The organism is Latilactobacillus parafuchuensis (genome assembly GCF_055271665.1).
Window position 1 is genome coordinate 739,165 of sequence record NZ_CM143875.1, and the last position, 25,768, is coordinate 764,932.

Annotated in this window: 26 protein-coding genes; 5 read left to right on the forward strand and 21 right to left on the reverse strand. The window is 39.6% G+C overall.

What is annotated here, in order from left to right; translation table 11 throughout:
• Positions 1-8: 8 nt before the first annotated feature.
• The 8 genes from ACVPPQ_RS03885 to ACVPPQ_RS03920 all read right to left on the reverse strand — a co-directional run bounded on the left by ACVPPQ_RS03885 (position 9) and on the right by ACVPPQ_RS03920 (position 8,251).
• Positions 9-1,283 carry a PTS sugar transporter subunit IIC gene (locus tag ACVPPQ_RS03885; RefSeq protein WP_463495823.1) on the reverse strand — a complete coding sequence of 425 codons (1,275 nt, stop codon included), beginning with the start codon at positions 1,281-1,283 and terminating at the stop codon, positions 9-11.
• A gap of 90 nt (positions 1,284-1,373) precedes the next feature.
• Positions 1,374-2,228, reverse strand: coding sequence for a MurR/RpiR family transcriptional regulator (locus ACVPPQ_RS03890; protein ID WP_463495824.1), 855 nt, complete (start codon positions 2,226-2,228; stop codon positions 1,374-1,376).
• A gap of 152 nt (positions 2,229-2,380) precedes the next feature.
• Positions 2,381-3,277 (reverse strand): N-acetylmuramic acid 6-phosphate etherase, encoded by an 897-nt coding sequence (gene murQ, locus ACVPPQ_RS03895; protein ID WP_463495826.1) that lies wholly within the window; start codon positions 3,275-3,277, stop codon positions 2,381-2,383.
• Positions 3,278-3,325: 48 nt separating this feature from the next.
• Entirely contained in the window at positions 3,326-3,982 is a 657-nt protein-coding gene (locus ACVPPQ_RS03900) for a PIG-L deacetylase family protein (protein WP_463495828.1), read from the reverse strand.
• A gap of 2 nt (positions 3,983-3,984) precedes the next feature.
• A complete protein-coding gene (locus ACVPPQ_RS03905) occupies positions 3,985-4,926 on the reverse strand; it encodes a GNAT family N-acetyltransferase (protein ID WP_463495829.1) in 942 nt (313 codons plus the stop codon).
• Positions 4,923-6,182 (reverse strand): PTS sugar transporter subunit IIC, encoded by a 1,260-nt coding sequence (locus ACVPPQ_RS03910; protein ID WP_463495830.1) that lies wholly within the window; start codon positions 6,180-6,182, stop codon positions 4,923-4,925. Before ACVPPQ_RS03910 ends, ACVPPQ_RS03905 begins: the two co-directional genes overlap by 4 nt.
• A 4-nt stretch (positions 6,183-6,186) precedes the next feature.
• Positions 6,187-7,248, reverse strand: coding sequence for a MupG family TIM beta-alpha barrel fold protein (locus tag ACVPPQ_RS03915; RefSeq protein WP_463495832.1), 1,062 nt, complete (start codon positions 7,246-7,248; stop codon positions 6,187-6,189).
• Between the two features lie 97 nt (positions 7,249-7,345).
• Complete coding sequence (locus ACVPPQ_RS03920; RefSeq protein ID WP_463495833.1) at positions 7,346-8,251, reverse strand: ROK family protein; 906 nt, start codon at positions 8,249-8,251, stop codon at positions 7,346-7,348.
• 124 nt (positions 8,252-8,375) lie between these two features.
• Between ACVPPQ_RS03920 and ACVPPQ_RS03925 the strand changes: the two genes are divergently transcribed.
• A complete protein-coding gene (locus ACVPPQ_RS03925; protein WP_463495835.1) occupies positions 8,376-9,215 on the forward strand; it encodes a MurR/RpiR family transcriptional regulator in 840 nt (279 codons plus the stop codon).
• A gap of 79 nt (positions 9,216-9,294) precedes the next feature.
• Here the strand turns inward: ACVPPQ_RS03925 and ACVPPQ_RS03930 are convergent, their stop codons facing one another.
• A complete protein-coding gene (locus tag ACVPPQ_RS03930) occupies positions 9,295-9,936 on the reverse strand; it encodes a DNA alkylation repair protein (RefSeq protein WP_463495837.1) in 642 nt (213 codons plus the stop codon).
• Entirely contained in the window at positions 9,929-10,492 is a 564-nt protein-coding gene (locus ACVPPQ_RS03935; RefSeq protein WP_463495838.1) for an NADPH-dependent FMN reductase, read from the reverse strand. The genes ACVPPQ_RS03930 and ACVPPQ_RS03935 overlap by 8 nt, the downstream gene beginning before the upstream one ends.
• Before the next feature lie 82 nt (positions 10,493-10,574).
• Here ACVPPQ_RS03935 and ACVPPQ_RS03940 point away from each other — a divergent pair, with 82 nt between their 5' ends.
• Entirely contained in the window at positions 10,575-11,078 is a 504-nt protein-coding gene (locus tag ACVPPQ_RS03940; protein ID WP_463495840.1) for a MarR family transcriptional regulator, read from the forward strand.
• Positions 11,079-11,121: 43 nt separating this feature from the next.
• On the opposite strand, the gene ACVPPQ_RS03945 is transcribed toward ACVPPQ_RS03940, so the two are convergent.
• From ACVPPQ_RS03945 to ACVPPQ_RS03960, 4 genes are read right to left on the reverse strand one after another with little or no spacing between them, the layout of a single operon-like run.
• Entirely contained in the window at positions 11,122-11,853 is a 732-nt protein-coding gene (locus tag ACVPPQ_RS03945) for a sulfite exporter TauE/SafE family protein (RefSeq protein WP_463495842.1), read from the reverse strand.
• A complete protein-coding gene (locus tag ACVPPQ_RS03950; RefSeq protein ID WP_463495843.1) occupies positions 11,854-12,384 on the reverse strand; it encodes a GNAT family N-acetyltransferase in 531 nt (176 codons plus the stop codon).
• A 3-nt stretch (positions 12,385-12,387) separates the two neighbouring features.
• Complete coding sequence (locus ACVPPQ_RS03955) at positions 12,388-13,008, reverse strand: histidine phosphatase family protein (RefSeq protein ID WP_463495845.1); 621 nt, start codon at positions 13,006-13,008, stop codon at positions 12,388-12,390.
• Positions 13,009-13,062: 54 nt separating this feature from the next.
• Positions 13,063-13,566 carry a cysteine hydrolase family protein gene (locus tag ACVPPQ_RS03960; protein ID WP_463495847.1) on the reverse strand — a complete coding sequence of 168 codons (504 nt, stop codon included), beginning with the start codon at positions 13,564-13,566 and terminating at the stop codon, positions 13,063-13,065.
• A 149-nt stretch (positions 13,567-13,715) separates the two neighbouring features.
• On the opposite strand from ACVPPQ_RS03960, the gene ACVPPQ_RS03965 reads away from it, so the two are divergent.
• The gene (locus ACVPPQ_RS03965; RefSeq protein WP_463495848.1) at positions 13,716-15,125 is read left to right on the forward strand and encodes a C69 family dipeptidase; all 1,410 of its coding nucleotides are present in this window, start codon (positions 13,716-13,718) and stop codon (positions 15,123-15,125) included.
• Between the two features lie 174 nt (positions 15,126-15,299).
• Here the strand turns inward: ACVPPQ_RS03965 and mngB are convergent, their stop codons facing one another.
• From mngB to ACVPPQ_RS03985, 4 genes are all read right to left on the reverse strand, one after another.
• Positions 15,300-17,981 carry a mannosylglycerate hydrolase gene (mngB, locus tag ACVPPQ_RS03970; protein WP_463495850.1) on the reverse strand — a complete coding sequence of 894 codons (2,682 nt, stop codon included), beginning with the start codon at positions 17,979-17,981 and terminating at the stop codon, positions 15,300-15,302.
• 68 nt (positions 17,982-18,049) lie between these two features.
• Positions 18,050-19,150, reverse strand: a complete 1,101-nt coding sequence (locus ACVPPQ_RS03975; protein WP_463495852.1) for a PTS fructose transporter subunit IIC — start codon at positions 19,148-19,150, stop codon at positions 18,050-18,052.
• 19 nt (positions 19,151-19,169) lie between these two features.
• Entirely contained in the window at positions 19,170-19,487 is a 318-nt protein-coding gene (locus tag ACVPPQ_RS03980) for a PTS fructose transporter subunit IIB (protein ID WP_463495853.1), read from the reverse strand.
• Positions 19,484-19,945 (reverse strand): PTS sugar transporter subunit IIA, encoded by a 462-nt coding sequence (locus tag ACVPPQ_RS03985; RefSeq protein WP_463495855.1) that lies wholly within the window; start codon positions 19,943-19,945, stop codon positions 19,484-19,486. The genes ACVPPQ_RS03980 and ACVPPQ_RS03985 overlap by 4 nt, the downstream gene beginning before the upstream one ends.
• Positions 19,946-20,145: 200 nt before the next feature.
• Between ACVPPQ_RS03985 and ACVPPQ_RS03990 the strand changes: the two genes are divergently transcribed.
• Positions 20,146-22,083, forward strand: coding sequence for a BglG family transcription antiterminator (locus tag ACVPPQ_RS03990; protein WP_463495856.1), 1,938 nt, complete (start codon positions 20,146-20,148; stop codon positions 22,081-22,083).
• 46 nt (positions 22,084-22,129) lie between these two features.
• On the opposite strand, the gene ACVPPQ_RS03995 is transcribed toward ACVPPQ_RS03990, so the two are convergent.
• From ACVPPQ_RS03995 to ACVPPQ_RS04005, 3 genes are read right to left on the reverse strand one after another with little or no spacing between them, the layout of a single operon-like run.
• On the reverse strand, positions 22,130-23,071 hold the full coding sequence (locus tag ACVPPQ_RS03995; protein WP_463495858.1) for a metal ABC transporter substrate-binding protein: 942 nt from the start codon (positions 23,069-23,071) through the stop codon (positions 22,130-22,132).
• Positions 23,068-23,928, reverse strand: a complete 861-nt coding sequence (locus ACVPPQ_RS04000; RefSeq protein WP_106483503.1) for a metal ABC transporter permease — start codon at positions 23,926-23,928, stop codon at positions 23,068-23,070. The genes ACVPPQ_RS03995 and ACVPPQ_RS04000 overlap by 4 nt, the downstream gene beginning before the upstream one ends.
• Positions 23,925-24,668, reverse strand: coding sequence for a metal ABC transporter ATP-binding protein (locus tag ACVPPQ_RS04005; protein ID WP_463495860.1), 744 nt, complete (start codon positions 24,666-24,668; stop codon positions 23,925-23,927). The genes ACVPPQ_RS04000 and ACVPPQ_RS04005 overlap by 4 nt, the downstream gene beginning before the upstream one ends.
• Positions 24,669-24,841: 173 nt before the next feature.
• Here ACVPPQ_RS04005 and ACVPPQ_RS04010 point away from each other — a divergent pair, with 173 nt between their 5' ends.
• Entirely contained in the window at positions 24,842-25,762 is a 921-nt protein-coding gene (locus ACVPPQ_RS04010) for a hypothetical protein (RefSeq protein WP_463495862.1), read from the forward strand.
• Positions 25,763-25,768 lie beyond the last annotated feature (6 nt).

The following is a 25,768-nucleotide window of genomic DNA, read 5'->3' on the forward strand; positions in this document are numbered from 1 at the left end:
TCCTATAACTACTCTGTAGCTGAAACAGCTTCTAGTCTTTCTTGTTCCAATTGTTTCTTATCACACATCTTAACAAATGGATAATAGATTATACATGAAATGGCAATATTAACTAAACATAGTACAATCGCTCGCCAATCACCACCAGTTGCTAAAAATGCACCAATTGGGGCTGGCAAAGTCCATGGTGGCTGTACATAAATGTACTGTATCATATGCCATTTAAAAGCAAACCAAGTGACTAAGGTTTGAATAATTGGTGAACCAATAAATGGAATAAAGAAAACTGGATTTAGCATTACTGGAAATCCAAAAATAGTTGGTTCATTAATGTTAAAAATTGCTGGTACAATACAAGCTCGACTGATTGCTTTAGAATATTTAGCTTTCGCAAATAATAACGTCATCAACACTAAACCAATCGTCGCCCCTGATCCACCGATCCAAACAAACCACTGTAAGAAAGGTTCCGGTGCAATATGAGTTGGAACCTGTCCAGTAGCCATTTTATCAGCATTTTCAGAGAAATATTGTAACCAAATAGGTCTCGCAACTGATCCAACAATCGAATCACCATGAATCCCAAATATCCAAAAGAAACAAACTAAGAAAACTGGTACTAAAACGCCACCTAGTGTATCGCCCGCTTTTACTAATGGCGAAAAGATCAATTGGATAACTTGTTCTAAATTAATTTTAAAAACAACGTTAATCAACGTCATTACAAGAATGACAATAATAGCTGGTACAATATTCGCAAACGAATTTGCAACAGATGGTGGCACTTGTTCTGGCATTTTAATTGTTATATTATGCTTTTTACAAAGACGCATTGTTTCAACTGCGAATACCGCCAATAACATACTTGGAAATATCCCAACTGCCCCTAATGATGCCATCGGTAACATTAATCCAGCTTTTGTCATTACTGGCATAATGCTGAGTAACAATGCTGCGACAGATAATTCTGCCCCCTGCAATGGGTCTAAATGATATGATTTTGCTAAATTATACCCAATCCCAAAACAAACATATAACGACATAATCCAAAAAGTTAATCGATATGGAATTAATATGTCAGTTGCATTCGCTGCTGCCCACTTAGCAAACCCCCAAGTCGCTGGTATCGGCGGAAAAGCAATGATTAAGAAGAAACTGCCAACAATGATAAACGGGATGGCTGATACAACACCGTCTCGAATAGCCCGTAAATGTCTTTGTTGTGAAAATCGAGCCATCGGTTCAGCTAACTTTTTTTCAAATATATTCATCCAAGCATCCATTTTAAAACTCCTTTATTTTTGGTAACCGGTTTCATATTTGATTATAATCCAAACGTAATTAAATTTCAATATAATATTATAAAAAAGAAACTAAATTTCATTTTCGTAATTGCTAATTGCCTCTCTGGTTCTTTTAACCGTTGCAAAAACCGTTTTATAAGTCGCTAAGTATTCCAGGTATAGCATATCAATAATTAAAAATTGTGCATGTAGCGAACTAGTCGCCGCGGTTCTTTCAATCGGTTCATATGATTTAATACTCAATAAAGATTCATCTGCCAATTTTGACAGTGAATTATCCCCAAATTTAGTGATTGCAACAACTTTAATTTGATATTTTTGGGCAATCTTAGTCATCTCTAATATTTCTTTTGTTTCACCCGAATTAGAAATAACCAATAACATTGAGCCTTCAGGCGCCGTCGCAAACGCCGATAATAAAATATGGGGGTCTTTATTTAATAAAATATTTTTACCAGTTTTAATCCACTTTTGAAAAAAATTCTCGGCAACTAACCACGAAGAGCCCATGCCAAAAATAAAAATAACGGGTGCTGTATAAATCGACTGATTAATCGTTTTAATCGACATACCATCGATCTGCTGAAAAGTATCTTCCATCGCTCTAATCGAATTTGCCAATAACTTATTTCTCAAATCAGTACTCGATTCAGCGCTTAGTATTTCTGAATAAGCCTGTTCATTTCGACTGGTCCCTTTATCTTGAATATCCTGTGATAATAGAATCTTCATTTGAGTAAAACTAACGACTTTTAATTTTTGACAAAATCTAATAACAGAGGCTGCACTTGTTCCAGCTTCATTGCCAAGTTGTTCTGCCGTCATTGCTAATACTTCTGTTGCATTTTTTAATATCACATCGGCAATTCTTTTCTGTGATATTGTTAAATCTGAATATGAACTTGTTATTTTGGCAATAATCATTCTGAGACCCCCATCATAATTCAATTATCCCTATCATACCAAACTTCATTCCTAGATAAATCAAAAATAGAGATATCAGTCTACATTCCCAGCTGATATCTCTATTTTTTGTAAGACTATCCACTACGCCGAAATATCGCCATGTATTCTAGTTAATGAGTATTTTCCAACACAGCACTAATCGAACCGTTGTATTTCACCAATAATTTTTGGGCCGCGCTTGCTTCTAAATTCGTTTTGATCATCACAATCGCCAACTTAGCATTTTGACCAGCTTCAGCTAACCTTTCAGCCGCACATTCAGTAGTGACACCGGTTGCTTGAACGACAATTCGAATGGCCCGATCTACTAATTTTTCATTAGTTGCTCGCACATCAACCATCAGATTTTGATAAACTTTGCCAATTTTAATCATGCTAATCGTCGAAATCATATTTAAAACCATTTTTTGTGCTGTCCCCGCTTTTAAACGAGTTGATCCGGTGACAATTTCTGGTTCACTTTGGATATCAATAATTTGATCAACATACGCTCCTAACTCTGAAGACTGATTACAGGTTACACCTGCCGTCATCGCACCCATTTCACGGGCATAATCGACTGCCCCAATCACATATGGCGTACGGCCGCTAGCCGTTAATCCGATAACGACATCATGTGGTGTTAATTTTAAATCTACTAAATCGGCACGGCCTAATTCTGCAGAATCTTCGGCCCCTTCGACGGCTGAAAACATCGCTTGGTACCCGCCGGCCAGAATCCCTTGGACCATCTCAGGCGTTGTCCCAAATGTCGGAACGCATTCAACCGCATCTAGCACACCTAAGCGGCCACTAGTACCCGCCCCAATATAAATCAAACGACCACCAGATTTAAATGCTCGGACAACATCATCAATAACTAACTTAATGTTTGGTAACACGGCTTCAATATGTTCCGCAATTCTAGCATCCTCAACGTTCATCTCAATTAATATCTCAGTAATTGACATGCTATCTAGTTGTTCTGTTGCATGATTCCTTTTCTCCGTCAATAAATTCTCTAACATCTTCTCCAATGCTCCTTTTAAAAATTCATAAAGTACCAGTGTGCGATGCTACAACTCATCCCTCAAAGCTGGGTCTGACATATAAACTTTGGCATAGGGTAAAATGCCTAATTCAATCCCGTGCATTTTACTCATTGTTTGATAGAAATCTTGGTACGGCACGGTTAAAACACCGCCTCTGAACAATTCATATTCATTCAAAGCGTTAAACCAAGTATCCATAACGGCTTGACTGAATTGAATATAAACTTCTGGAATAAAGCCATTTAAATCTTCACAATTTTCACCAAAATAGAGTTTGATATGTTTCCCCTGATGATTCAATTGATGCACGGCCGCTTTAACCACATCATGACACAGAATGTGCCGATCATGCAGGCTCCCACGCCAATGCGTAATAACAACTTCGGCACCACTTTGGTCGATATAATTAGAAAAGTCTTCAATTAGTTGCATCGTACTAGGTAATTCACCGGCAACATACCCCATCCAATGAGCTTGCCCACCCATTGTTTGGGCCACCTTAACCATTTCAGATTCAAGTTGTTTACCATATTCCAAAGGTGATTTATTCTTGTTGCCCCGTTCACCACGCGTCATGTGTACAAAAGTCACTTGGTCGCCTTCTTGTGCACGTTTAGTCAGATAAGGCCCACCCATTAATTCTGCATCCAAAGCATGTGCCCCAATACTTAATATTTTCATCATTACGCCTCCACTGTTTTTTTCATTAATTGATAAGAACGATAAACTTGCATCCCATTACGCTCGTAGAATCGTTGGGCTTTACCACCCGTCCACAAGAAATACGTCATTGGGATATTACTTTTTTGCATATCCCGCATCATTTCATTAAATAGGACGGTGCCTAATTTCTGACCTCTTAGTGTTTCGCTGACGCCAAAGGGCCCGAAGCGCGATGGTTGTCCCTCAATTCCCCGTTGAACATAACCCACGATTTGCTGTTTTTCATCTTTAATAATAATAATGCTTTGATCCGCTTCACCTTTAGCAATCGCATTTTGAACATTGCGGGCCCAACCACCACCAAAGTTTTGATGTAAAAAATTAATTAAGGCTTCGTATGAATCAATGCTTAGTTTTTCAATTTGGTATTGATGCAGCACTTGCTTTTTCAAAGCTAGATATTCTTCTGAAAAATGATAAGTGAGTAAATCCATCTTCATCGAGACGGCGGCTGCATAATTTGTATAACCATTTTTGTTAAAAAATTGGACCGCTGGTGCGTAATGATTTTCATCAACTCCCGGATATAAGTAACTTGGACTGTACGCGCCGATTGTAATCGTCTTAACTTGCATCGTATCAAACAAGGTTTCTACTTCAGTCAAAAGGCGGGTTCCGATGCCTTTGTTTTGAAAGGCAGGTTTAACACAGAGTCCAACAATCCAAGCACGATCTGCTTCTAACCCTTTATCACCATAGGGCACTTTACGCTTAGTCGCCCAAATAAAACCGACGACTTCCGTGCCGTCTAGACAAATTCGGCATAACTCGGGATAAAAATTAGGATCCAGTACCATTTTTTCAATGAAACTTCTACGGCTCAATGGATCAACCCGCATGGTTGTATTCCATAGCGCTAGTACCTCACTGGTATAGGCACTATCATACTCGATTGTTCTCATTGGTTATCGACTCCTTCTTTTGAAAGTTCTTGACGTTCCAATACTTTAAAGAATGGTAACCAGATAAAGAACATAATCACCATATTCAACAAACTAATCGCGGCCGCTACCCAGCTCCCATTAGTCCCCAGATAAGCAGCGATTGGTCCTGGAATCGTCCACGGTACGGTTGCGACCATTGGCGGAATCAAATGTAAAAACGCGGTACATACGTATGAGAACAAGAAGATGATTGCATAACCGAAAACCCACGGAATAAAGAGAATCGGATTTAGAACCAAAGGTAATCCGAACATAATTGGTTCTGCGATATTAAAAATCGCTGGTGCTAAAGACATTTTCCCTAACATTTTATACGATTTAACTTTTGAGAAAATCATTAAAATGACCAGTGGTACTAATGAAACCCGGACAACATATTCAATCCACACATTGGTGTATAACCATGGAATGGCTTTGCCGGCTGAAAAAGCGTTGATGTTATCGGTAATCATTTGCGTCCAAATTGGTGACATGACGCTCCCAACAACATTTGAACCATGAATCCCGACAAACCATAATAAGCGATCCAACATGAAACCAATAAATTGGGCAAGTGGTGTTGAACCCGCTAATAATAACGGTGCAAAGCCTTGGTCAACGATGTTCGTTAAATTAACTTGGGCAACTTTTAAAACAATAAACCAGAAAAGAATGGTTAAAAATGCTGGAATAATAGCTGCAAATGATTGTGAAACCATTGGTGGCACTTGCTCTGGCATTCTGATCACTAAATTTTTATTAACTGCAAAACGATATATTTCAGTTGAAATAATCACCACGATAATGGCACTAAATAGACCGGCACTATTAAAATGGGAAGCATCAATTACGACGGAACCATCTTTCATGGCCGTTACGGGGAACAACATTAAGAAAGAGACTAATCCTAATATTGCCGTTGAAAGCGGACTAACCCGTTTATCCTTCTTCTTATAAAATTCTCCCAGACTATACCCTAGCGAAACACTGACAATCACCGCGATGATCCCTAATGTTGCATTGACAACACTATTGAGCATTGGTGCATACGGCTTTACAATATTCGTCCAACCCGGAATTGGTAAGCTTGCAACTAATAAAAATAATGAACTAATTAATAAGTAAGGTGTTACAATCATGAATGATTTTTGGATAGCATCTAAATATCTATTTTGCGAAATTCTCAATAAGGGTGGTGCCAACTTCGTTTCGATAAATTTTACTAGTTTATCCATTGTGTTACTCCTTTTCAAATTTAATCGTGGTGCCACTAGCCATTAGTTCGAGCTGTTCTAAATCTTTTTCGTCTATTTTGCCAATCACATTCGTTCTGGAATCCGCCGGCATATCGACTAACATAATATTAATTTCACCTTGATAACGACCATATTTCTCATTATCAATCGTCACGCTCCCGCGAACTCGCAAATCGTTATGTTCACTACTAATGACACTATTCTTAAAATAATTTCTGGTTTCAGAACTGCGAATATAGCAGGCGCTAGAATCTGATCTAGTTTGTAATGGCTGATCTAACAATTGTTGCACTATGGGGAGAATCTTTTGGTTAATCCTCATTCTACAAGTGATTTCGTTGCGCTGTAATGATTCAATTTGGGAAATCGTCTCTGGCTTAATCCCCATATCCCCTACAAAAATAGTATTAACATAATATCGATTTTTCATTTCTAAGTAATTATTGATCAACCCGGTCGCTCTCTGCTTTTCAATAGTCGGTAACCCTTCATACAAAGGGCCTCTTAAATTTTCATCCCCCGGTATAAAAGCCGCGACGCTAATACCCAAGTGTTGTAATTCAAGATTTTTAGTTATAAACAGGCTCTCCGGTAGGCCGCTACCATTTTTAGGATAAAAATTATGACACGCGATTAATCGACTTGCTTCAATACCAAGCGCTGTTATTTTTTGTTGATTTAGCGTACTCGCATTTAAGGCAATGATATATTTTTTAGATAGCGCCCTAATCATTTGGTCATCAAAGCCGTAATCAATCCTGATAACATCAATCGCCACTTTTTCTAAAAAAGAAAAGATGTCATCTTCTTTAAAAATCGTCAACGTATCGGGCGAAATATCCACAATAATTTTCATCGCCAACGAATGGCATAACTTAGAAATCGCTTTCATTTTATTAAAAAAATAAATTTTATCTTCATTTGATTCAATACTCACCCCATATTGAAAAGAAATAAAGACATAGTCAACTGCTTCTTTTGGGAATCTGTTTAAATACGTTGCTATCGTATCGATATCTTCATTTAAATAAACTGATAAATTCATTGGCTATCCTCCTTAAAATGATTATATATCAAAAAATATATATTTCAATAGTTTTTAAATATTTATGAAATTTAATTTCATAAATACTGGATGCCTTTTATCGATATTCACCATGGTCCATAATCCAGTTATACGTTGCGCCCAAAATATTGGCATCATTCCCAAAATAACAAACGTTAATCCGCGGGACAATAATAGTTTGCTGAATTTGCTTTGTAATCAATTCTAAGTGTTTCTCAACGTTTTCGATAAAGCCATCAGCCGAACTGATCCCGCCACCTAATAAAATAAGACTCGGATCAAAATAATATTGTAATTCATATAATCGGACCGCAATCTGCTCACAAAAATCTTCATAGACATCAATCGCATCTTGATCGCCATTATGATAAGCTGCTAAGACATCTTTACCACTCACTGTATTGGATGTCTTCTTTTGACGAGCATACCGCTTAACCATGCCGATTGTACTATTATTCGTACTCCACAAGCTGTAATGACCATCGGCTTGCTTGTCTAACGCAAATCCAAATTCACCGGCTAAATTATGGGTCCCCCGCCAAATCTCACCGTTTATCATTAATGCGCCACCAATTGCAGTTCCAAAAACAAGTGTTATAAAACTAGTCTCTTGTTGCGCATTCCCGCGCCACATTTCCGCTAAAGCCGCGCAATTGGCGTCATTTTCAACCGAAACAGGCAAGCCAAAGCAAACTTCCAAGGCGCTTACTAATTCTTTCCCAAACCCTTCATAAAATTTACTGCCCATTCCGATTAATCGTTCTTCTTTTTGGACAATTCCGGCGGAAGAAATACTGATCCCGCAAATTTGATACTGTTCGATGAACGTCTGACAGATATCCTGCATGATATTAATCATCTGGCTTAAATCTTCCCAAGGCGTTCCAAACTGGCCTTTATTAGCAATACCACCTGCGCCGTCAACAGTGGCGTATTTAACGGACGTCCCACCGATATCAAAAATAATTAATTTATTTGCCATTAATTTCTCCCACTTAAAAAATATTTTATTTCATTTTTATTATACTTTTTACGAAATTAAATTTCAATATCATTTTTATTGAACATGTTATAATGAAACCATACTACACGACGGGGATGATATAATGAATCGAAATATTCTTGGACGGATAAAAAGTATTCTAGCTGATTTTTCAAACGCTGAAAATAAAGTAGCACGCTTTGTTATCGACAATCCTGAAAAAGTAATCAATATGAATGCAGCGGACTTGGCCATTGCTGCGGGTGTTAGCGCCGCAACGGTTATCCGCTTTTGCAAATCGATTGATATTAATAGCTTTATTGAATTTAAAGTACAATTATCTTCGGAATTATCCGTCGACAGCCAACCTGAACCTTACGTTGATATTTTCCCAGATGAATCGATTGACCAAATCAAAAACAAACTATTAAATAACGCGATCTCCTCAATGAAATCAACGGTTGAACAATTGAACAATGAAAAAATTACAGCTGTTAGTCAAAAAATTAAGGAGGCATCAGTCATTTACGTTTTTGGTGCAGGCGCCTCTTGGCTAGCCGCCGAAGATGTTTTCCAAAAATGGAGTCGGGTTGGTAAATTAGTCATTGCGGTCCCTGATACGCACTTACTGACCGCCTCCTTAATGTCCGCTCCTGAAAATGCCCTTTTTATTGCTATTTCTAACTCTGGCCAAACATTAATCGTTAATAACATGGTTAAATTGGCGCAAAAGAAAAAGATGTTCATTGTTAGTATTACTCAATTTGGTAGCAATAAATTAAGCAGTACTGCCGATATCGCTTTACAAACCTTTAAAATGGATGAAGCCAAGATGCGCAGTGCTGCCACCAGCTCCATCCATGCCCAATTTACCGTTATCGACATTCTATTTTTTGCCTATATGACCTTAGATTACGAGAAAAATATTAATATGATTAAAGCCTCTCGAACACTCCTAAAATAAAAAAATACCGAATTAACAATCATTTTCTTCTGATTGTTAATTCGGTATTTTTAATAATGTTTCACACGAAACATCTAGCTTACTTAATCTGTTTTAGGGCCTCTTTTTGCGCCAAACTGGCTAGTTGATGCGTCGCTACAAATTGGCGTACCCAGTCAGCATCAGTCTTGGCGTATTCACGAAGCGCCCAACCAATCGCCTTTTGAATGAAGAATTCATCAGTCGCCTGATCGGCCTCAATCGCTTGGGTTAAATGCATTAAACGTGTCTGATTTTTAAACCCTAACTGCAAAATCAGACTAATCCGTCGCAGCCAAAAGTTATCGTTACCGGCAAAAAGCGCCCAGATAACGTCAAACTGTTCGGGATGTAACTTGATGTATTCGCTATAGAGTTTGCGCCAAATATCAATCGTGTCCCACCAAGCTTTATCGGTCACGACCGCTAACAAGTCTTGTAAATCCGCTAATTGCCATAAACGCTTGGCCCGAACCGCTAAATCAATCGCTAAGTATTGATATTCCCGGGCTTCTTGTGCATAAAGTTGGCGAATTAACACCAACATTTCGGTCGCCGAATAATGTTTCACGGCTGGCCAAATAGCGCGTTCTAATAAATGACGTTCCGGTGCTTTGACACCGTTAAATTTAAATTGATCCTGCATATAACGGGCCATTGCGACTTGATTTTCAGGATGCAGTGGCAGCTCAACCTTAATCATGCGCAGCCACTAACAGACGCATCTCAGTCGCCACTAATTGTAGTACGGGTTGGTAGTCTTTCAGCGCTTGGTCAACGTCAATGAACTGGCCCGCTGCATTAAACATCTCGGGTGCGATACTGATTTGCGGATTGGTCGCCAAATTTTGCATGTGCAACCCTTCCGTCACGAGCTTCATGGCAATCAGACTTTGAAAACCACCGTGACTCCCATACGGCATGATACTAACCGGTTTGTGTGCCCATTCCCGATAAAGATAATCGAGGGCGTTCTTTAAAACGGCCGGATAACCCCAATTATATTGTGGAAATAATAAAACAAAGCCATCATATTGACTGACTAATTGACTCCACGCGCGGGTGTGGGCTTGTTGGTAGTCACCTTTAGCTGGCATTTCCGGTTCATCTAGAAATGGCAAATCGATTGTCGCCAAATCCAACAAATCCACCTGCAAATCGGTCGATTGCAGTTGTTGTTGCGTCCATTCAGCGATTGAACGACCAATTCGTTTAGGCCGATTTGTCCCGATAATAATAGCGATTTTATGAGTTGTCATTTTATTTGCTCCGTTCATATTGATTCACTTGAATACAAAGTGTATTATAAGCTTAATCAACAAATTGTCAATATTAATTCTCATGAATAAAAAAAGAGGTAATCATTTGTCACTCATCAACGATCTGATTCAAACATTAAATCAATTTATCAGCGCTGACCGGCGCAACGACCAAGAAAAACAGTGGGTGCAAGCCCAGGTCACCGATTCCAAGCTCCGTCAATTGCTGACGCGCCTTTCGACCCGCGATATTAAAATCATCAGTCAGATTGACCAAGAAGCAATCTGTTATATCAAAACACTGCCCACCGCCGTCAACGCATCACAAGCCACGATTTCGCGGACGATTTCGCGCCTAGAGAAAGACGGAATCGTCGCCAAATACCGCAACATCGATAATGATAAAGAACTACTTGTCCATCTAACCGAAATTGGCCAAAAAATCGCTGAACTCCACACCCAGTTAGATCAACAATTGGCGACCGACCTCGAGAGCATCGCGGCCGATTATTCGCCGGAAGAACTCCAACGTTTCACCGAATTGATGCACCGGATTAATCAGCATCAACTACTAGCCACCAAATAGCTAGTAAAAACGCCGTATCCCAATAACTGGATATGGCGTTTTTTTAACGAATCACTTTAATCAGTAGCAAGCCACCAAAGATAATTAACAGCCCGTAAATGTATTTAACCATCGTGGCCGGCGCAATCTTAGCGCTAATCCAGTTGCCGATTGGAATCACGATCAATAATAGCGGTAAACTAAGCGCCAATAATTGAAGCACTTGCACCGTCCAAAAACCGGCGAGGATATGACTCGCCACCACAATCGTGCCGACACAAACAAAGTGGGCTTGTAAAATTCCGCGTAATTCATCGACCGACCATTTTTTAAGTGTGCCATAAATCACGACCGGTACACCGTGGCTATTGTAGGCACTGCCCATAATTCCCGAAATCAGCCCCGCTAGATAATCCCATTTTGGACTGACTAAACGGGCCTGCGAAGTACTTTTCCGAATAAGATTATACGTGCCATAACTGATTAAAAAGAGCGCTAAGGCCCCTAAGACAATTTTGGTCGGCACCCACTTCATAACCGCAATCCCCACAGGTACGCCTAATAATGACCCCAGCACCAACCGACGAACCACCGCTAAATCAATTTTGGTTCGGTACCGAATCGCCGCGGGAATCGCCACGATTAATCCGAGCGCCCCAATTAACGCGGTCGCCGAATGTAAATCAAACGCAACTAACGCCAATAACGGCATCGTCACCAACGCTTCGCCGAACCCAAATACCGTCCGGGTCAAAGCGCCCAATAAAACGATTAAAATAATAATGACAATCGACATCTATGACTCCTTAACCGTTGGATTGACCACGCCAAAAACATAGTGCGGCATCGTCATACCATAGTAGTGTTTCTCAATCCGATCACGAACTTGCATCCCGTTACGAATCGCTACGTTCATCGACGCCAAATTATTATCGCGAATAATCGAATAAACGCCTGAAGCCTTCAATTGATCGAACGCATACTGCTTAACCACCCGCGCGGCTTCAGTGGCATAACCTTGATGCCAACAATCACGGCGGAATAAATAGCCGATTTCTAATACGGTCTGGTCACGAACTTGTTGCGGGGTCAGCCCACATTGACCGATTAATTCGCCACTCTCTTTTAAGATGACGGCCCATAAACCATACCCGAATTGGGCATAGTTCCCCAGTTGCTTCTCCAACCAAGCTTGGGCTTCTTCATCTGAAAAGGCGTGTTCGTAAGCAAACATCGTTGCTTCATCTTGTAAAATCAATTTTAATGCTGGTAAATCGGCTTGCGTTAATTCGCGGAAACTTAACCGCTCAGTCGTCGTCTCAATCACGTTCTAGTCCTCCGTCATCGTTTGATTCCATAATTGCTTTTGATAATGGCCTGATTGCCCGGCTAGGATTGACAAACTTGCATTCGCGACCATTTTTTGATTGCGAATTTCGGCAAATGGCACGCCTAATAAAGTGTTCATTAAAAATAATAATACAATCCCGTGAGCCACGATTAAAACTTGTCCATCAGGATACGCTTGTTCATAATCGGCGATCACCGCTTGGCTACGCGCGAGCACTGATTGATACGTTTCCGCATGAATCGCAGCTGCGTCGAATAAATCGGGGTGGTGGAAATAATGGTCAAATTCCGGATGATTTTGCTGTTCCGCAACTGGCTGCCCTTCCCAATCGCCTAACGCCATTTCCTTTAAGCGGTCATCAATCTGAAGTGCCGGTTGCACGATTTTTGTCGGTTGCAACAATAATTCAGCTGTCGTTTGCGCCCGTTGCAGTGGCGAACTGATTATCGCATCAAATGCTTGTTGCGCTAAGTAATTTCCCAAGCGAACAGCGGCAGCTTCACCGGCTGCTGTCAATGCGGTATCGACCCCGCCACCATTAAAACACTGCGCACGATTAGTCAACGTTTCACCATGTCGTACGAAATAAAAAGTGGTCATCTGACTACCTGCTTCCTCTATAATCCTGATCCTTATTATACCTGATTTTGGACATCATGAAATCAACGTTAAGAAGCGGTTCTGCCAAATACCTTCATAAAATTGAATCGTTGCAGCTGCCGATAAATACTGATTATCAAAGGTCGTCGTCATTTTAGTTTGCATTTGCAACTGGTATCCCAAATGATGAGCGACTTTAACGGTAGTGTCGATACAATACTCAGTTTGCGCCCCACAAATTTCTAACGAAGTCACTTGTTTCTGATCCAAAATCGTTTTTAAAGTCGTTTTAAAGAAAGAATCCGCGTGTGTCTTCTGAACGGTGATGTCCGTTGCCGCTATTTCTAAGGTTGGAATAATTTGCCAAGGCATTGTTTCGGCAATCAATTCTTCATCATTATGCTGAATAAAAATAATCAGCCGATTAGCCTTGCGATAATCAGTTAACCGTTGATGGATTTGGGTCACCAATCCATCGAGATGATCAATCGGACCCGCACCCTGACAAACTCCATTTTGCATGTCGATGACTAATAAACAATCTGCTAATTCTGCCATTTAAATCCCTCCGATACTTTTAAAATTAGTATACCATCAAACTTTTTATCATTTACCAATTTACTCATATGAAATCGAATCAAAATGAGCTTATTAGCGTCTAAAAGCGTTATACTACTAGTATCAAATCGATAAGGAGTGTTCTAACAATGAAAAAACCAATCAAAGGTTCCTGTACGACAGTTTTAGTCGGCAAAAAAGCGTCAATTGATGGTTCAACAATGATTTCTAGAAATGATGACGGTCATGAAGCTCTAGATCCTCAACGTTTTGTTGTTGTTAACCCTGAAGATCAACCACGCGACTACCAAGCCGTTATTAGTGGCGTTCAAATTAAATTACCTAACAATCCAATGCGCTACACGTCAATGCCTAACTCACTTTTGACCAACGGGATTTGGCCAGCTGCTGGGATTAATAGCGAAAACATCACGATGTCTGCGACTGAAACCATCACGACTAATCCCCGTATCCAAGGAATCGATCCTTTTGTTGCCGGCGGAATTGGCGAAGAAGATATCGTGACTTTGGTGTTACCATACATCCATAGTGCCCAAGAAGGTGTCGAACGTTTAGGCGCCCTACTCGAAGAATTCGGCACTTACGAACCAAACGGGATTGCTTTTTCTGACCAAGATAGTGTTTGGTGGTTAGAAACCATTGGTGGTCATCACTGGGCGGCCGTTCGGATTCCCGATGATGCTTACGTGGTTGCTCCTAACCGCATGAACATCGACCATTTTGACTTTAATTCAGCTGATACACTTTGCTCAGCCGACTTAAAAGCATTGATTGACGATAACGACTTAAATCCAGACTTCAACGGTTATAATTTACGTCACATCTTTGGTAGTGCTTCAATCAAAGATACCGTTTATAACAACCCGCGGACTTGGTACGGTCAACAATATTTCAATCCTGAAATCAAACAAGATCCACGCGACCACGATTTACCATTCATCTGTCACGCCAATCGTAAAATTTCAATTGAAGACGTGAAATTCGTTTTAAGTTCTCATTTTGAAAATACTGAATACGATCCTTATGGTAGCGCCCCTGAAGACGTTAAAACGCTCTTCCGCCCAATCGGGATTAACCGGAACCACAACGTGCATATTCTTCAAGTCCGTAACAACGTCCCCGCTGAAATTGCAGCCATTCACTGGTTAGCTTATGGGGCCAATACGTTCAACACGGTCGTCCCATTCTACGCCAACGTCAACGACACCCCTGGCTCTTATAAAGATGCGACTGGGACTTTTGACCTTAACAATATGTACTGGTTGAGCTGCACAACCGCCTTACTTGGCGATACAAATTACGATTTCTACGTGGATATGCGCAACACCTTCGAATTAGAAGCAATGGGTGCTTATCACGAAATCCAAAACGCAACTGATCAAGCTTTCGCCGATCATAAAGCCGATGCAACGAGCTTCCTAGAAGCCGCCAACGCTAAATTAGCCACCGAATCATTAACGCGCCAAACAAAATTATTAGGCGACATGGTCATTTCAGGTTCAGAACACATGAAACTACGCTATAACCTAAACGATTAGAGTGCTGAACTCACGGGTTGCTTCTGAGCATTAGCCTAGTCGGTTGAATAAAGGCGGCTTTGCCTTTGTTTGCCTGACGTAGCTAAGCACAAGAAGCTGTGAGTTGCGATCAGCAACTGAGGATTAACCAAAAAACCGAGCTGAAAATTTCAGCTCGGTTTTTTCTGTCCATTCTTATTCAAACTCAACATATACCGTAATGAATTTAGCATGTCCAACCGATTCTATTATCACTTCGTTATCTTTAATTGGTAAAGCAATCTTTGTGTCTTCTTTTAAATTCACTAATTCTGCTTTTTTGATTGATTGTTCAAACTTAACTTTATCACTCAATGTTTCGTGCAGGTGCCCATTAAATAATCGAATGATTATTCCTGGTCGTTTCTCCGCCTTTTTAACAACGCTCAACGTTAACTGCCCCCGTGTCCTAAACAAACTAGCACTAACAGGTAAGTTCTGTTCAACATCACTTTGTGTAAAAATTAATCTTGAATTTAGAAAATCTGCGTATTCATTTACTTGAATTGGGGTATTAACTCGTTTAGCCGTATTAGCTACCTCTGCAGTATTCATATTGCCTTGGTAGTAATAAGTGGCAAAGGAAAAAGTCATTTGTTTATGACATTGTGCATTAGGCGTCTCAACAACTGATTCGCCCGAGGCACGGCCTGGTCGATAAACTAAATTTTCTTTCCCCATAAACCCATATGTTCTAAGCATGGTTAAACGAATTCGGTCAAAGTCACTACCAACAATTTCGTATTCGCGAACACCTTTTGGAAATACCGCAATACCTCTTTGCTCATTATTCAATGTTACGAAACTTTGACAAGTTTCAATTGAAATAGGTTTTTCATTCCAATCAGCTTGATTACTTTGCCATAATGCCAGCTCATTTTCACGGGTAACCGGTCTTTGAATAACACCAAACTGTTGATCTGCTGTTGAAAAACTTGATGCAATTTTCGAATCAAAAGTAACACAAAGTCGATGACTATCAACTAGCCGATTATCAACTGATAAATCAAAATCAATAATTGAACTATCTTTTGATAATTTAAAAATCAATTTAACGGGGAATTTAGTTGATTTGATTCCTTGCGACCGTTCACTTAAATCTTTAGGTACTATCATGATATAGTTCAGCTCTGCAATTTCGATAATATCCGATTTAACTAAATGAATTTCTGGCTCAAACTCAGTCGATTTTATCACTAAATCCTTTTCTGGTGGTGAATAGTTAAATGAATCGCCATCATCCCCATTTTCTTCTAAGATAGCTTGATTCAAGTACTCGGTATTTGTTTTTTTATCTAAAATAGTTAAAGAACCATTCGGATTAATCGTAATCTTCAAAAATTTATTTTCGAGTATTCGATTTGTATTCTCAATTAATTCGGAACTTGTATTGCCAGTTAAATCAATTGAATACTGATAGTATCCAACACTTGGTATGTCATTGATTTGCATTGCTATTTTTACTTTATAAACTTTCTGTGGTTTATAAATTGCCTTACTTGGATCCAGAATATTGCCCTGATTTAATACATAATCAGTTTGATCAATCGCTTCTAACAAAGTATACGCAATTGCATTTCCTTCTTCATCCAATATTCTGAATTCTTTTTGTGGGACATAACATTCAGCTTGTATAACCCCTGATTGTGATGTCGCTAATGGATTAAAAATAGTTAACTTAATGGCCTGGGCATTTGTATTATTAATCCCCATCGAGATTTCTCGCAAGGTTAATTCAACTAAATTACTTGAGATATCACGCGCTTGTTTATACCGCATATAAACATCTTCATTAGTGGTATCCGATACGCAAGAACCAATCGAATCGTGGGCCGCATTTTCAAACATTAATTTCCAAATGTCTCTAACCGTTTCTACTGGATATTCAAACCCAAACGATGTTGCTAGACTTAACATAGGTTCCATTACATTGACTAAATAATTTTGAACTTGTGTGTTCATTTGTTTTAAATCAGGTCTAGAAGAAAAAATACTTTTATGAATTCGCATTAATTTTCCATTTAATAATTCGCCACTCATCTTTTCCAATTCTGGATGGCAATCTTTCACTGCTTTTATATAATTCTCAATCGTTGAAATATGCAATTCAAATTCACCAGCGTATAATTCATTCATTTCGGCCATTAATGCTGGTAAATTTTCTCTCGCTGGTGCTTGATCAAATCCATTTGGGAAATAGACTTGATTTGTTGAACTCCGGCCCCAAGTTGTTTTAAAAGGTTCTTCTTTCAGAAATTTTGCTAGCTCACTTTGCTTTTCTGGAATTGCACCACCAATGTAATATCCACTTGGAATCTGAAAAACAGTCACCGTTGAACCATCTTCTCCTTCCCAAACATATTCCGTTTTATGCGTGTCATCATCGCTAACACCACGCCAAAACATTGTATCCTCAATGCCAAATTCTTGATAAATTTGTGGCATGCTGGCAGCTTGTCCAAACGAATCCGGTACATAGCCAACGTTCATATACCGCCCAAACTGATCACAGAGATTCATCCCGTACAACATATTGCGAACAATACTTTCTCCAGAAATAACCATTTGATCTGTCTGCGTATACCAAGGACCAATTATTAATGCGCCAGACTTAACCAATTCTGTAATCCGCGATTTATCTTGTGGTCGCCATTTTAAATAGTCATCCAATAACGAAGCTTGACCATCTAAAATAAAATGATCATACCCTTTTTTGGTTTCTAGTAAGTCCAATACCTTTTCAAAATTATGCATTAAATAAATTTTTGAACGACTTGTTGTAAAATACCATTCTCGATCCCAGTGTGTATGGGGAACAACATGCACTTGTTTTTTCATTTTTAATTACTCCAATCTTTGGTATCTAAAATAAAAAAGCACAATACCTTGCGCTTTTTTATTTATTTTTAGTTTTCAATATCAATTTCGATATCATCGACACTAATATTTTCTTCTTCTGAATCCTGCTTACTAAAATCAGCTACTAGTGGTGCAACAAATCCGATAAACGCAGCGCCTGCAAACATCCCGACTAAGTATGCCCAACCACTACCGACTGTGAAAAATCCATAGATTCCGCCAACTGGTGGCATTTTAGCATGCATCCCTAAAGCAATCCCAAGACCAGATGCAATTGCACCACCCATCATATTGACTGGCGCTAATTTTAGTGGACTAACCAGCGTAAACGGAATTGCACCTTCCGTAATCCCAATAAATCCCATGATAAAATTATTCCGACCAGCATCCAATAATTCACTATTGAAACGTTTCTTATGGAATAACGTTGCAAATGCATATCCTAACGGAACCGCACAGATTGCTGCATTCACAATAATAGCAGGTAAGTAAATATTTTCTGTCAACAGTACATTGCCCGCCATCCAAGCAGCCTTATTCACTGGTCCACCTAAATCGGTCCCAATCATGGCACCCATAATAATTGCCAATAAAACTTGATTAACGTTGTTGGCAATCATATGTCTAATCCAACCAACTAGTCCTGTATTAATCCAGGATAGTGGCCCCGATAATATCGCGCCCATGACTATCGCGACTATCAGCGTTGCTAATAATGGCAAAATAACTAATGGCATCACACCAGAAAACTTTTCGGATAAACGAATATGATCTTTTGCATATTTAACGGTATAGCCCGCTAAGAACCCAGCAATCAAGGCCCCTAAAAATCCGGCATTAGTACTTGTCGCCACGGCACCACCGATGAACCCTGCTCCTAAAGCAGCTTTATCCCCAATCGAGTACGCGATAAACCCTGCTAATACCGTATTAATTAAGCCAATCCCTGTCCAACCAACTTGTTCAATTAAATAAAGTGCATGTTTAAAACCTTCAGTTTTAGCATAGGGGTCTAAACTTGTTAACCCCATCCCTAAAGCGATCATCTTCGGTATAGCAACAACTAGTGAAGCACCAATAATCAGAGGTAGTACAAAACTAATACCGCTCATCAAGTGCCCCTTCATTTGTGATAGTCCCTTTTTCATGTTTTATCCTCCCGATTCCTTATTGTCTTTGCTCTATCGCTTGAACACACTTTTTCAAAACCGCTTCAGGCGCCTTAATACAGGTGCTGATATTAACCCGTATTTGTGGTTTCCCTTCAAAGCGCTCTAATCCAACTACTTTTTGATCCGTTGCTAGAAGTAAAAAATCAGCTTCTTTAGCTTCTTGTTGTGATATTTTATTAACCTGACCTAATGAACCTTGTTGTTCAATTTTAACGTCGTACCCTAACTTAACCCCCGCTTTTTCTAACGCTTTAGCGGCCATTGGTGTGTGTGCAAGCCCAGCTGGACACGCTGATATTCCGACAATTTTCATAGTGTATTTCCTCCCGTCATTTCTTTATTAATGATTTGAACTAACTCAGAAACATCGTCGCTTTTAATAATTGCTTCTTTGAAACTTTCCTCCATTAATGCTGTCGCTAATGCACTTAACATTTGGATATGTATCGTTCCTTGTTCTGCTTTTGGCACGAGCAATGCAAAAACGTACTGGACACTCTGGTTATCAAATGTTTCCCATTCGATTTTTTTATCGTTCTTTACAAAAATAACAGTGGCGTTCTTGACTGTTTCTGCCTTCGCATGTGGAATTGCAAAACCATCTTGAAGTCCCGTCGAAGACTCACCTTCACGTTCAATAAATGCTGTATAACACGCCTCCTCACTTTTCACTATATTTTTTTGCTTAGCATACTTTGCAATAATCCGTAATAACGCTTCTTTAGAATCTGCCCTCTGATTTAGAAGAATATTCTCTCTCGTAAAATTCATCATCGTTCCTCCTTAATACATATAAATCATAACTATTTTTAGCATGTTAGAAAACCCTTACATTTTCCATTTAGTCAGGATTCGTTTGTGATGGTAGTTTTATAAAACGTTTCCATTGGAGTTGGAAATTGTCGTTACTTTTTCAATCAATTCACCGTGGTAGAATTAAAGATAGAACTTTATCGAAAGGAGACTTTTCAATGACGAAGCTCGCCTACCAGAGATTAGATGATTTAGTAGATATATTACTCATTAATAAACAGCATCCAATTTCATTACAGCATTTGACAGAACAACTGAATGTTTCTGGTCGAACTGTTAGGAATGATATAGCTACCATTAATGATACGATTCCATTACATCAGGCAAAAATCAAACTACATAGAGGTCAAGGCTACCAATTAGAATTAACTGAAACTCATCTATTTATGAAATGGTGGTCCGCCAATAACTTTGATAATCCTACCCAATTAACAACGACTGAAGAACGACAGCAGTATCTGCTCTATTTGCTATTAACAAGTAATACACCGTTATCTCTCGACTACTTATTAGATAACTTATACATCAGTAAAAACACCTTTTATTCATATTTAAAACAAATTAAACAAGGACTAGCGGCTTTTAATCTCAAAATCGTTAATCATCCAAATATTGGCTTTGAATTACTTGGATCAGAATTTAATATTAGAAAAGCAATCATTGAATTACTGATTCGAGTCGATTTACAAAACTATATTATTGATTTCTCTTCAATCGAATATCACCTGTTTAAGTCAATCGATCTTGAAAAACTCCAGCAATTAGAACTAACTTACTTACAGAGTTTAGATTTATTGGAATCCGATTTTTATCATAAAAATATTCTCTCTTCTTTGGCGTTATCCATTATTCGTATGAGAGATAACCACTATCTTAATCCCATACCACTTAAAGTACCTAAACTTAAAGATAGTGTGCTCAAACCGATTTCTATTTTTATTGAGGTGTTAGAATCCGAGTATCTGATCCATTTTAATCAATTCGAAAAGAACTATTTCTATTATAATATCGGCATCAATTTTCCAAGATTAGTTCTTGATGAAAACAATATCACCTATCTGACTGCTACTTCTTCAGAAATAGTCGAGGATTTATTAAATAACATTAAATACTCAACAAGTTACGACTGGACGACTGACGAAGTATTAAAACGCGATCTAACGGCGCATATTAAAGGCTTTATCAATATGGATCTATATGATGCTACTCGATTGAATCCCTTATTAGACACCATCAAAAAGGCATTTCCATTACCCTATGATTTAAGTTTAACCCAATTGAAAAAAATCACCCAAAAATATAAGATAAACTTTTCGGCTGACGAAGTAGGTTATATTGCGCTGCATCTTGCCGGCGCTATTGAACGCAATGAAAAACAACATTTTTCAAGCGTGCGGATTTCAATTGTTTGTGCAAGTGGTAAAACAATTAGTAAAATTATTGAAATAAAATTGAAGAAAAAATATCCTAATATGGTCACGATCATTGGTACTTATTCCTATATCGAATTACTTAATGAGAAAGTTCCTGAAAGTGATATCGTCATCTCAACCATCCCCACTTCTGAAACCGGTTACACCTCTTTTTTCTTAGACGTTAATAATATTGATCGTGATATAGAACAAATCGGAAAATTACTAACCCAATTAACTAACAAGAATTCAACGATTGATTTATTTAGCCCACAATACTTTTATACTGTCGATAAAAATACTACTAAAGATGACCTATTGAAAATGATGTCAGCCAATCTCGAGAAATTTAACGTTGTCGATAAAGATTTTATTGATAGTGTTATTGAACGAGAAGCCATTGGCAGTACTTGTATCAATGATGTGCTTGCTATTCCTCACCCAATGTCCTTGATTTCAAAGAAATCAGCCTTATCAATTGCAGTTGCTCCAGATGGTATCGACTGGGGCAACAATCTAAAAGTTAATTTCATCTGCCTTTTTTCAATTACTAAAGAAGACTATGCGGATACAGAATCTATTTACGATTTCTTACTTGAATTTCTAGACGATAAACCAGCTCAACAGAAATTATTAAAAAAGCCCTCCCTTGAATTATTCAAACAAATTTTAAAAACCTATTAACCATCAAAAAAACGAGCTGCAAATTTGCAGCTCGTTTTTTTGATTGCTATTTTTGTGTTACTAATCCCGCATAAATCTGGTCGATGTTCCATTTCATCATCGTGTAATAGGTGTCGCCGGTTGTCCCTTTTTTCGCTAAGGAATCGGTGAACAATTTAGCAAACACTGGAATCCCCGTTTCTTTGGCAACCTTATCCATCGATTTCGGTGAGACGGAGGTTTCAACAAACAGGCTATGAACCTTGGCCGCTCTAATCTTGGCTAAGACAGCCTTCATCTGTTCTGGGGTCCCTTGCGATTCGGTATTAATCTCCCAAATATACGCCGGTTGCACGTGATAGGCTTGACCGAAATATTTAAAGGCCCCTTCCGAAGTCACTAATAATCGTTGTTGCTCTGGAATCGCCAAAAATTTCGATTGCGCCGTGGTGTGCAGTTTTTGCAATTTAGCAATATATCGATCCGCATTTTGTTGATAGAAGGCCGCATTCTTCGGATCTTTATCCTTCAAAACCTTGGTGATATTTTGAACGTAAATAATGCCGTTTGCTAAATCCAACCAAGCGTGCGGATCTTGTTCTTTAACGTTGGTCGTTAAATGCTGGACCTTGATACCATCGCTGGCCGCAAAAACGTCTTCGTCAAACTTTTTATGTGAAGTTTCAACGAGTTTTTTAAACCAGCCATTACCACCCGTTTCCAGATTTAAGCCATTATGAAAAATCACATCGGCATCCGTGGCTTGCGTAATATCACTCGGTTGCGGTTCATATTCGTGCGGATCAGTCCCGCGTTTAACAATACTATAGAGTTCAATTCGATCCTGCCCGACTTGGCGGACCAAATCTTCCAAAATCGAATTGGTTGTGACGACTTGTAATTTTTGGGTGGTCGGCGCACTCGGTACCGTATTGCGCTGATTCAGCCAGCAATAAACGCCGCTGACCATCGCGATGACACCGACGAAGGTGATTAAAATTCGTTTCATTTAGTTGGCTCCTTTGCACTTGGTCGCCATTTGAGGAAACCTTGTTTGGGGGCGACTAAGAAAGAAATAGCGAATAGAACAGCCGCCATCAGCACAATCGCCGGGCCCGATGCCCAATTCAAAGTATAACTGAAATATAAACCGGTCGTGGCTGAAATCACACCGATTCCGGCGGATAAAAAGAGCATTGTTGCGAGGCGCTCCGTCCATAAAAAGGCGGTCGCCGCCGGGGTAATTAACATTGCAACGACTAAGATAATCCCGACCGTTTGCAATGCCGAAACCGTGACTAACGTTAACACTAACATCAACCCGTAATGCAGCAATTGCGTTTTTAAACCGTAAGTTTTCGCGTAAGTTTCATCGAACGACGTAATCAATAATTCCTTGTAGAAAATCGAAACGAATAAGATTACTAAGCCTAAAACCACCGCGGTCGTCATGATATCACTATCGCTGACCGCCAAAATATTCCCGAATAAGATATGGTGTAAGTTCGTCGCACTTTCGGCCATCGAAATCAGGATAAAACCCAGCGCGTAAAAAGCACTGAAGACAATCCCAATCGACGTATCGGTTTTAACTTTACTGTTGGCCGCGACAAAGCCGATTAAAACGGCGGCTAGAATCCCGAAAACCGAAGCCCCGAATAAGACGTTAATCCCGAGCATGTAGGCCACGGCGACCCCTGGTAATACCGCGTGTGAAATCGCATCGCCCATTAACGACATCCCGCGTAAAATAATGAAACAGCCGACAATCCCCGACATCACCCCGACCATAATCGCCGTTAACAAGGCACTTTGGAGAAAATCATATTGGCCTAAAGCGCTAATAAAATCATGAATTGAGGTCATTTAGCCACCTCCTGATCTGTTTCAAACAAGATTGCTGATAGATCCTCACTGAAAGCCTGTGCCATATTATCAGCATGATAAACCGATTCAACCGGCCCATAAGCGACAATCCCGTGATTCATAATCACTAAGTCATCGAAATACTGGGTCACTTTATTTAAATCATGGTGAACGACAATAATCGTTTTACCGGCATCGCGCCAAGCTTTCATGATGGTCATAATCGCCGTTTCACTCTGTAAATCAATCCCAACAAATGGTTCGTCTAAGATAATAATATCGGCTTCTTGGACAATCGCCCGCGCCACGAAAACGCGTTGGAGTTGCCCGCCCGACAACTGGCCGATTTGCCGTTTCGCAAACGCCGTCAATGCGACTTGGTCTAAAGCCGCTAAACTAGCCGCTTTTTCAACTTTACCAGGATTTCTCAATAAGCCTAGTTGGCCATACGTCCCGGTCAACACGACATCCAAAACGTTGATGGGAAAGTTCAAATCTAAATCTTTGCGTTGTTCAACGTACGCCACGTTTTTGCGAACCTCTTTTAAGGGGCGCTGATTGTAAGTCACTTGGCCTTGTTGTGTTTTAATCAACCCCAGTATCGCTTTGATTAGGGTTGATTTACCCGCACCGTTTGGTCCAATGATTCCAGTTATTTTGCCTGCTTCAAATTGAACGGCAACATCAGTGAAGACTGGTGTGTCATCGTAAGCAACGGTGAGGTTCTTAATTGTTAGCATAAAGAGCCTCCATCCATTTTTAGGTAAACCTAACTTCTTACCTTTATCATACATGATTTTAGTATCGATAACAATATTTTTAGGCTAACTTAATTTTCACCAAACCTGTCTTCCTTTAAAGAATATGTTATGCTAGTTTGTACGATTATTTTTAGTAAGGAGTTTTAAGAATCTTGAAATCAATTCATTTAAAATGGCTGGAATATCTGACTGGCTTTATCTTCATTATCAGTATGGTCGCCATCGCCACTTGGTTAGACGATGTCGAAATTATTTTACCGGAAATCGCTGCTTTAACGGCCGGTTTATGGCTTTATCACGAACCGAATTGGGTCGCCAATCCCAGTAAAATATTTATCATCCCGTCAACCACCGCGATTGTCGGTTTTGGGATTAACTTATTACCGTGGACTTATCCCGAAAAAATCCTATTGTTACTCGGTTTGATGGTTGGCTTTCTAAGTCTCATGCGTTCCACATTAGCGCCAGCGTTTGCGACTGGGTTGCTACCGATTATCGTCAATGCGCGGCACTATTCATTTATTATCGCGATTTTAGTTTTTACATTAATCTTAATGTTGGCCGTTCAATTCCGGCAACTCGCGACTCGTACAGCCGATCCACTACCGATTAATTACCGCGCGATGCTCGTCTTTTTAGGTTTAGCGGTGATTTGGGTCGGCCTAGTCACCTTAGCTGGTAAACCTCAAATGGCGGCGATTCCGCCGGTTTTTGTCGTCTTTTTCGAAGTGTTACAAAAACCAATGTATTCTGGTAAAATGGCCGTCAAACAAGTGATCGCCCTCACCGGGGCAGCGACGATTGGCGTCGTGGCTTACAGCTTAATCGATTCGCGTTTGCTGGTGACTTTAATCGCACTCCCGCTAGTGGCGCTCTTACTTTTGTTATTACGGGTCAAAATCCCGGCGGCCTATGCTTTCCCATTATTAGCGATCATCTTACCAACCACGATGTTCCACACACTGCCCCTGACCAGTTTGCTAGCCACTAGCTATTTCTTCGGTGGCGCTTATCTATACCATCGCTTGGTCAAGCCCTATTTTCAACAAACTAAAACATCCATTCATTCATAGAAAAGA

What these genes read in the sequence shown, in the direction of transcription:
- ACVPPQ_RS03885 (WP_463495823.1), bottom strand. Translation starts at nt 1,283, where the DNA reads ATGGATGCTTGGATGAATATATTTGAAAAAAAGTTAGCTGAACCGATG.
- ACVPPQ_RS03890 (WP_463495824.1), bottom strand. Translation starts at nt 2,228, where the DNA reads ATGATTATTGCCAAAATAACAAGTTCATATTCAGATTTAACAATATCA.
- murQ (WP_463495826.1), bottom strand. Translation starts at nt 3,277, where the DNA reads ATGTTAGAGAATTTATTGACGGAGAAAAGGAATCATGCAACAGAACAA.
- ACVPPQ_RS03900 (WP_463495828.1), bottom strand. Translation starts at nt 3,982, where the DNA reads ATGAAAATATTAAGTATTGGGGCACATGCTTTGGATGCAGAATTAATG.
- ACVPPQ_RS03905 (WP_463495829.1), bottom strand. Translation starts at nt 4,926, where the DNA reads ATGAGAACAATCGAGTATGATAGTGCCTATACCAGTGAGGTACTAGCG.
- ACVPPQ_RS03910 (WP_463495830.1), bottom strand. Translation starts at nt 6,182, where the DNA reads ATGGATAAACTAGTAAAATTTATCGAAACGAAGTTGGCACCACCCTTA.
- ACVPPQ_RS03915 (WP_463495832.1), bottom strand. Translation starts at nt 7,248, where the DNA reads ATGAATTTATCAGTTTATTTAAATGAAGATATCGATACGATAGCAACG.
- ACVPPQ_RS03920 (WP_463495833.1), bottom strand. Translation starts at nt 8,251, where the DNA reads ATGGCAAATAAATTAATTATTTTTGATATCGGTGGGACGTCCGTTAAA.
- ACVPPQ_RS03925 (WP_463495835.1), top strand. Translation starts at nt 8,376, where the DNA reads ATGAATCGAAATATTCTTGGACGGATAAAAAGTATTCTAGCTGATTTT.
- ACVPPQ_RS03930 (WP_463495837.1), bottom strand. Translation starts at nt 9,936, where the DNA reads ATGATTAAGGTTGAGCTGCCACTGCATCCTGAAAATCAAGTCGCAATG.
- ACVPPQ_RS03935 (WP_463495838.1), bottom strand. Translation starts at nt 10,492, where the DNA reads ATGACAACTCATAAAATCGCTATTATTATCGGGACAAATCGGCCTAAA.
- ACVPPQ_RS03940 (WP_463495840.1), top strand. Translation starts at nt 10,575, where the DNA reads ATGAATAAAAAAAGAGGTAATCATTTGTCACTCATCAACGATCTGATT.
- ACVPPQ_RS03945 (WP_463495842.1), bottom strand. Translation starts at nt 11,853, where the DNA reads ATGTCGATTGTCATTATTATTTTAATCGTTTTATTGGGCGCTTTGACC.
- ACVPPQ_RS03955 (WP_463495845.1), bottom strand. Translation starts at nt 13,008, where the DNA reads ATGACCACTTTTTATTTCGTACGACATGGTGAAACGTTGACTAATCGT.
- ACVPPQ_RS03960 (WP_463495847.1), bottom strand. Translation starts at nt 13,566, where the DNA reads ATGGCAGAATTAGCAGATTGTTTATTAGTCATCGACATGCAAAATGGA.
- ACVPPQ_RS03965 (WP_463495848.1), top strand. Translation starts at nt 13,716, where the DNA reads ATGAAAAAACCAATCAAAGGTTCCTGTACGACAGTTTTAGTCGGCAAA.
- mngB (WP_463495850.1), bottom strand. Translation starts at nt 17,981, where the DNA reads ATGAAAAAACAAGTGCATGTTGTTCCCCATACACACTGGGATCGAGAA.
- ACVPPQ_RS03975 (WP_463495852.1), bottom strand. Translation starts at nt 19,150, where the DNA reads ATGAAAAAGGGACTATCACAAATGAAGGGGCACTTGATGAGCGGTATT.
- ACVPPQ_RS03980 (WP_463495853.1), bottom strand. Translation starts at nt 19,487, where the DNA reads ATGAAAATTGTCGGAATATCAGCGTGTCCAGCTGGGCTTGCACACACA.
- ACVPPQ_RS03985 (WP_463495855.1), bottom strand. Translation starts at nt 19,945, where the DNA reads ATGAATTTTACGAGAGAGAATATTCTTCTAAATCAGAGGGCAGATTCT.
- ACVPPQ_RS03990 (WP_463495856.1), top strand. Translation starts at nt 20,146, where the DNA reads ATGACGAAGCTCGCCTACCAGAGATTAGATGATTTAGTAGATATATTA.
- ACVPPQ_RS03995 (WP_463495858.1), bottom strand. Translation starts at nt 23,071, where the DNA reads ATGAAACGAATTTTAATCACCTTCGTCGGTGTCATCGCGATGGTCAGC.
- ACVPPQ_RS04000 (WP_106483503.1), bottom strand. Translation starts at nt 23,928, where the DNA reads ATGACCTCAATTCATGATTTTATTAGCGCTTTAGGCCAATATGATTTT.
- ACVPPQ_RS04005 (WP_463495860.1), bottom strand. Translation starts at nt 24,668, where the DNA reads ATGCTAACAATTAAGAACCTCACCGTTGCTTACGATGACACACCAGTC.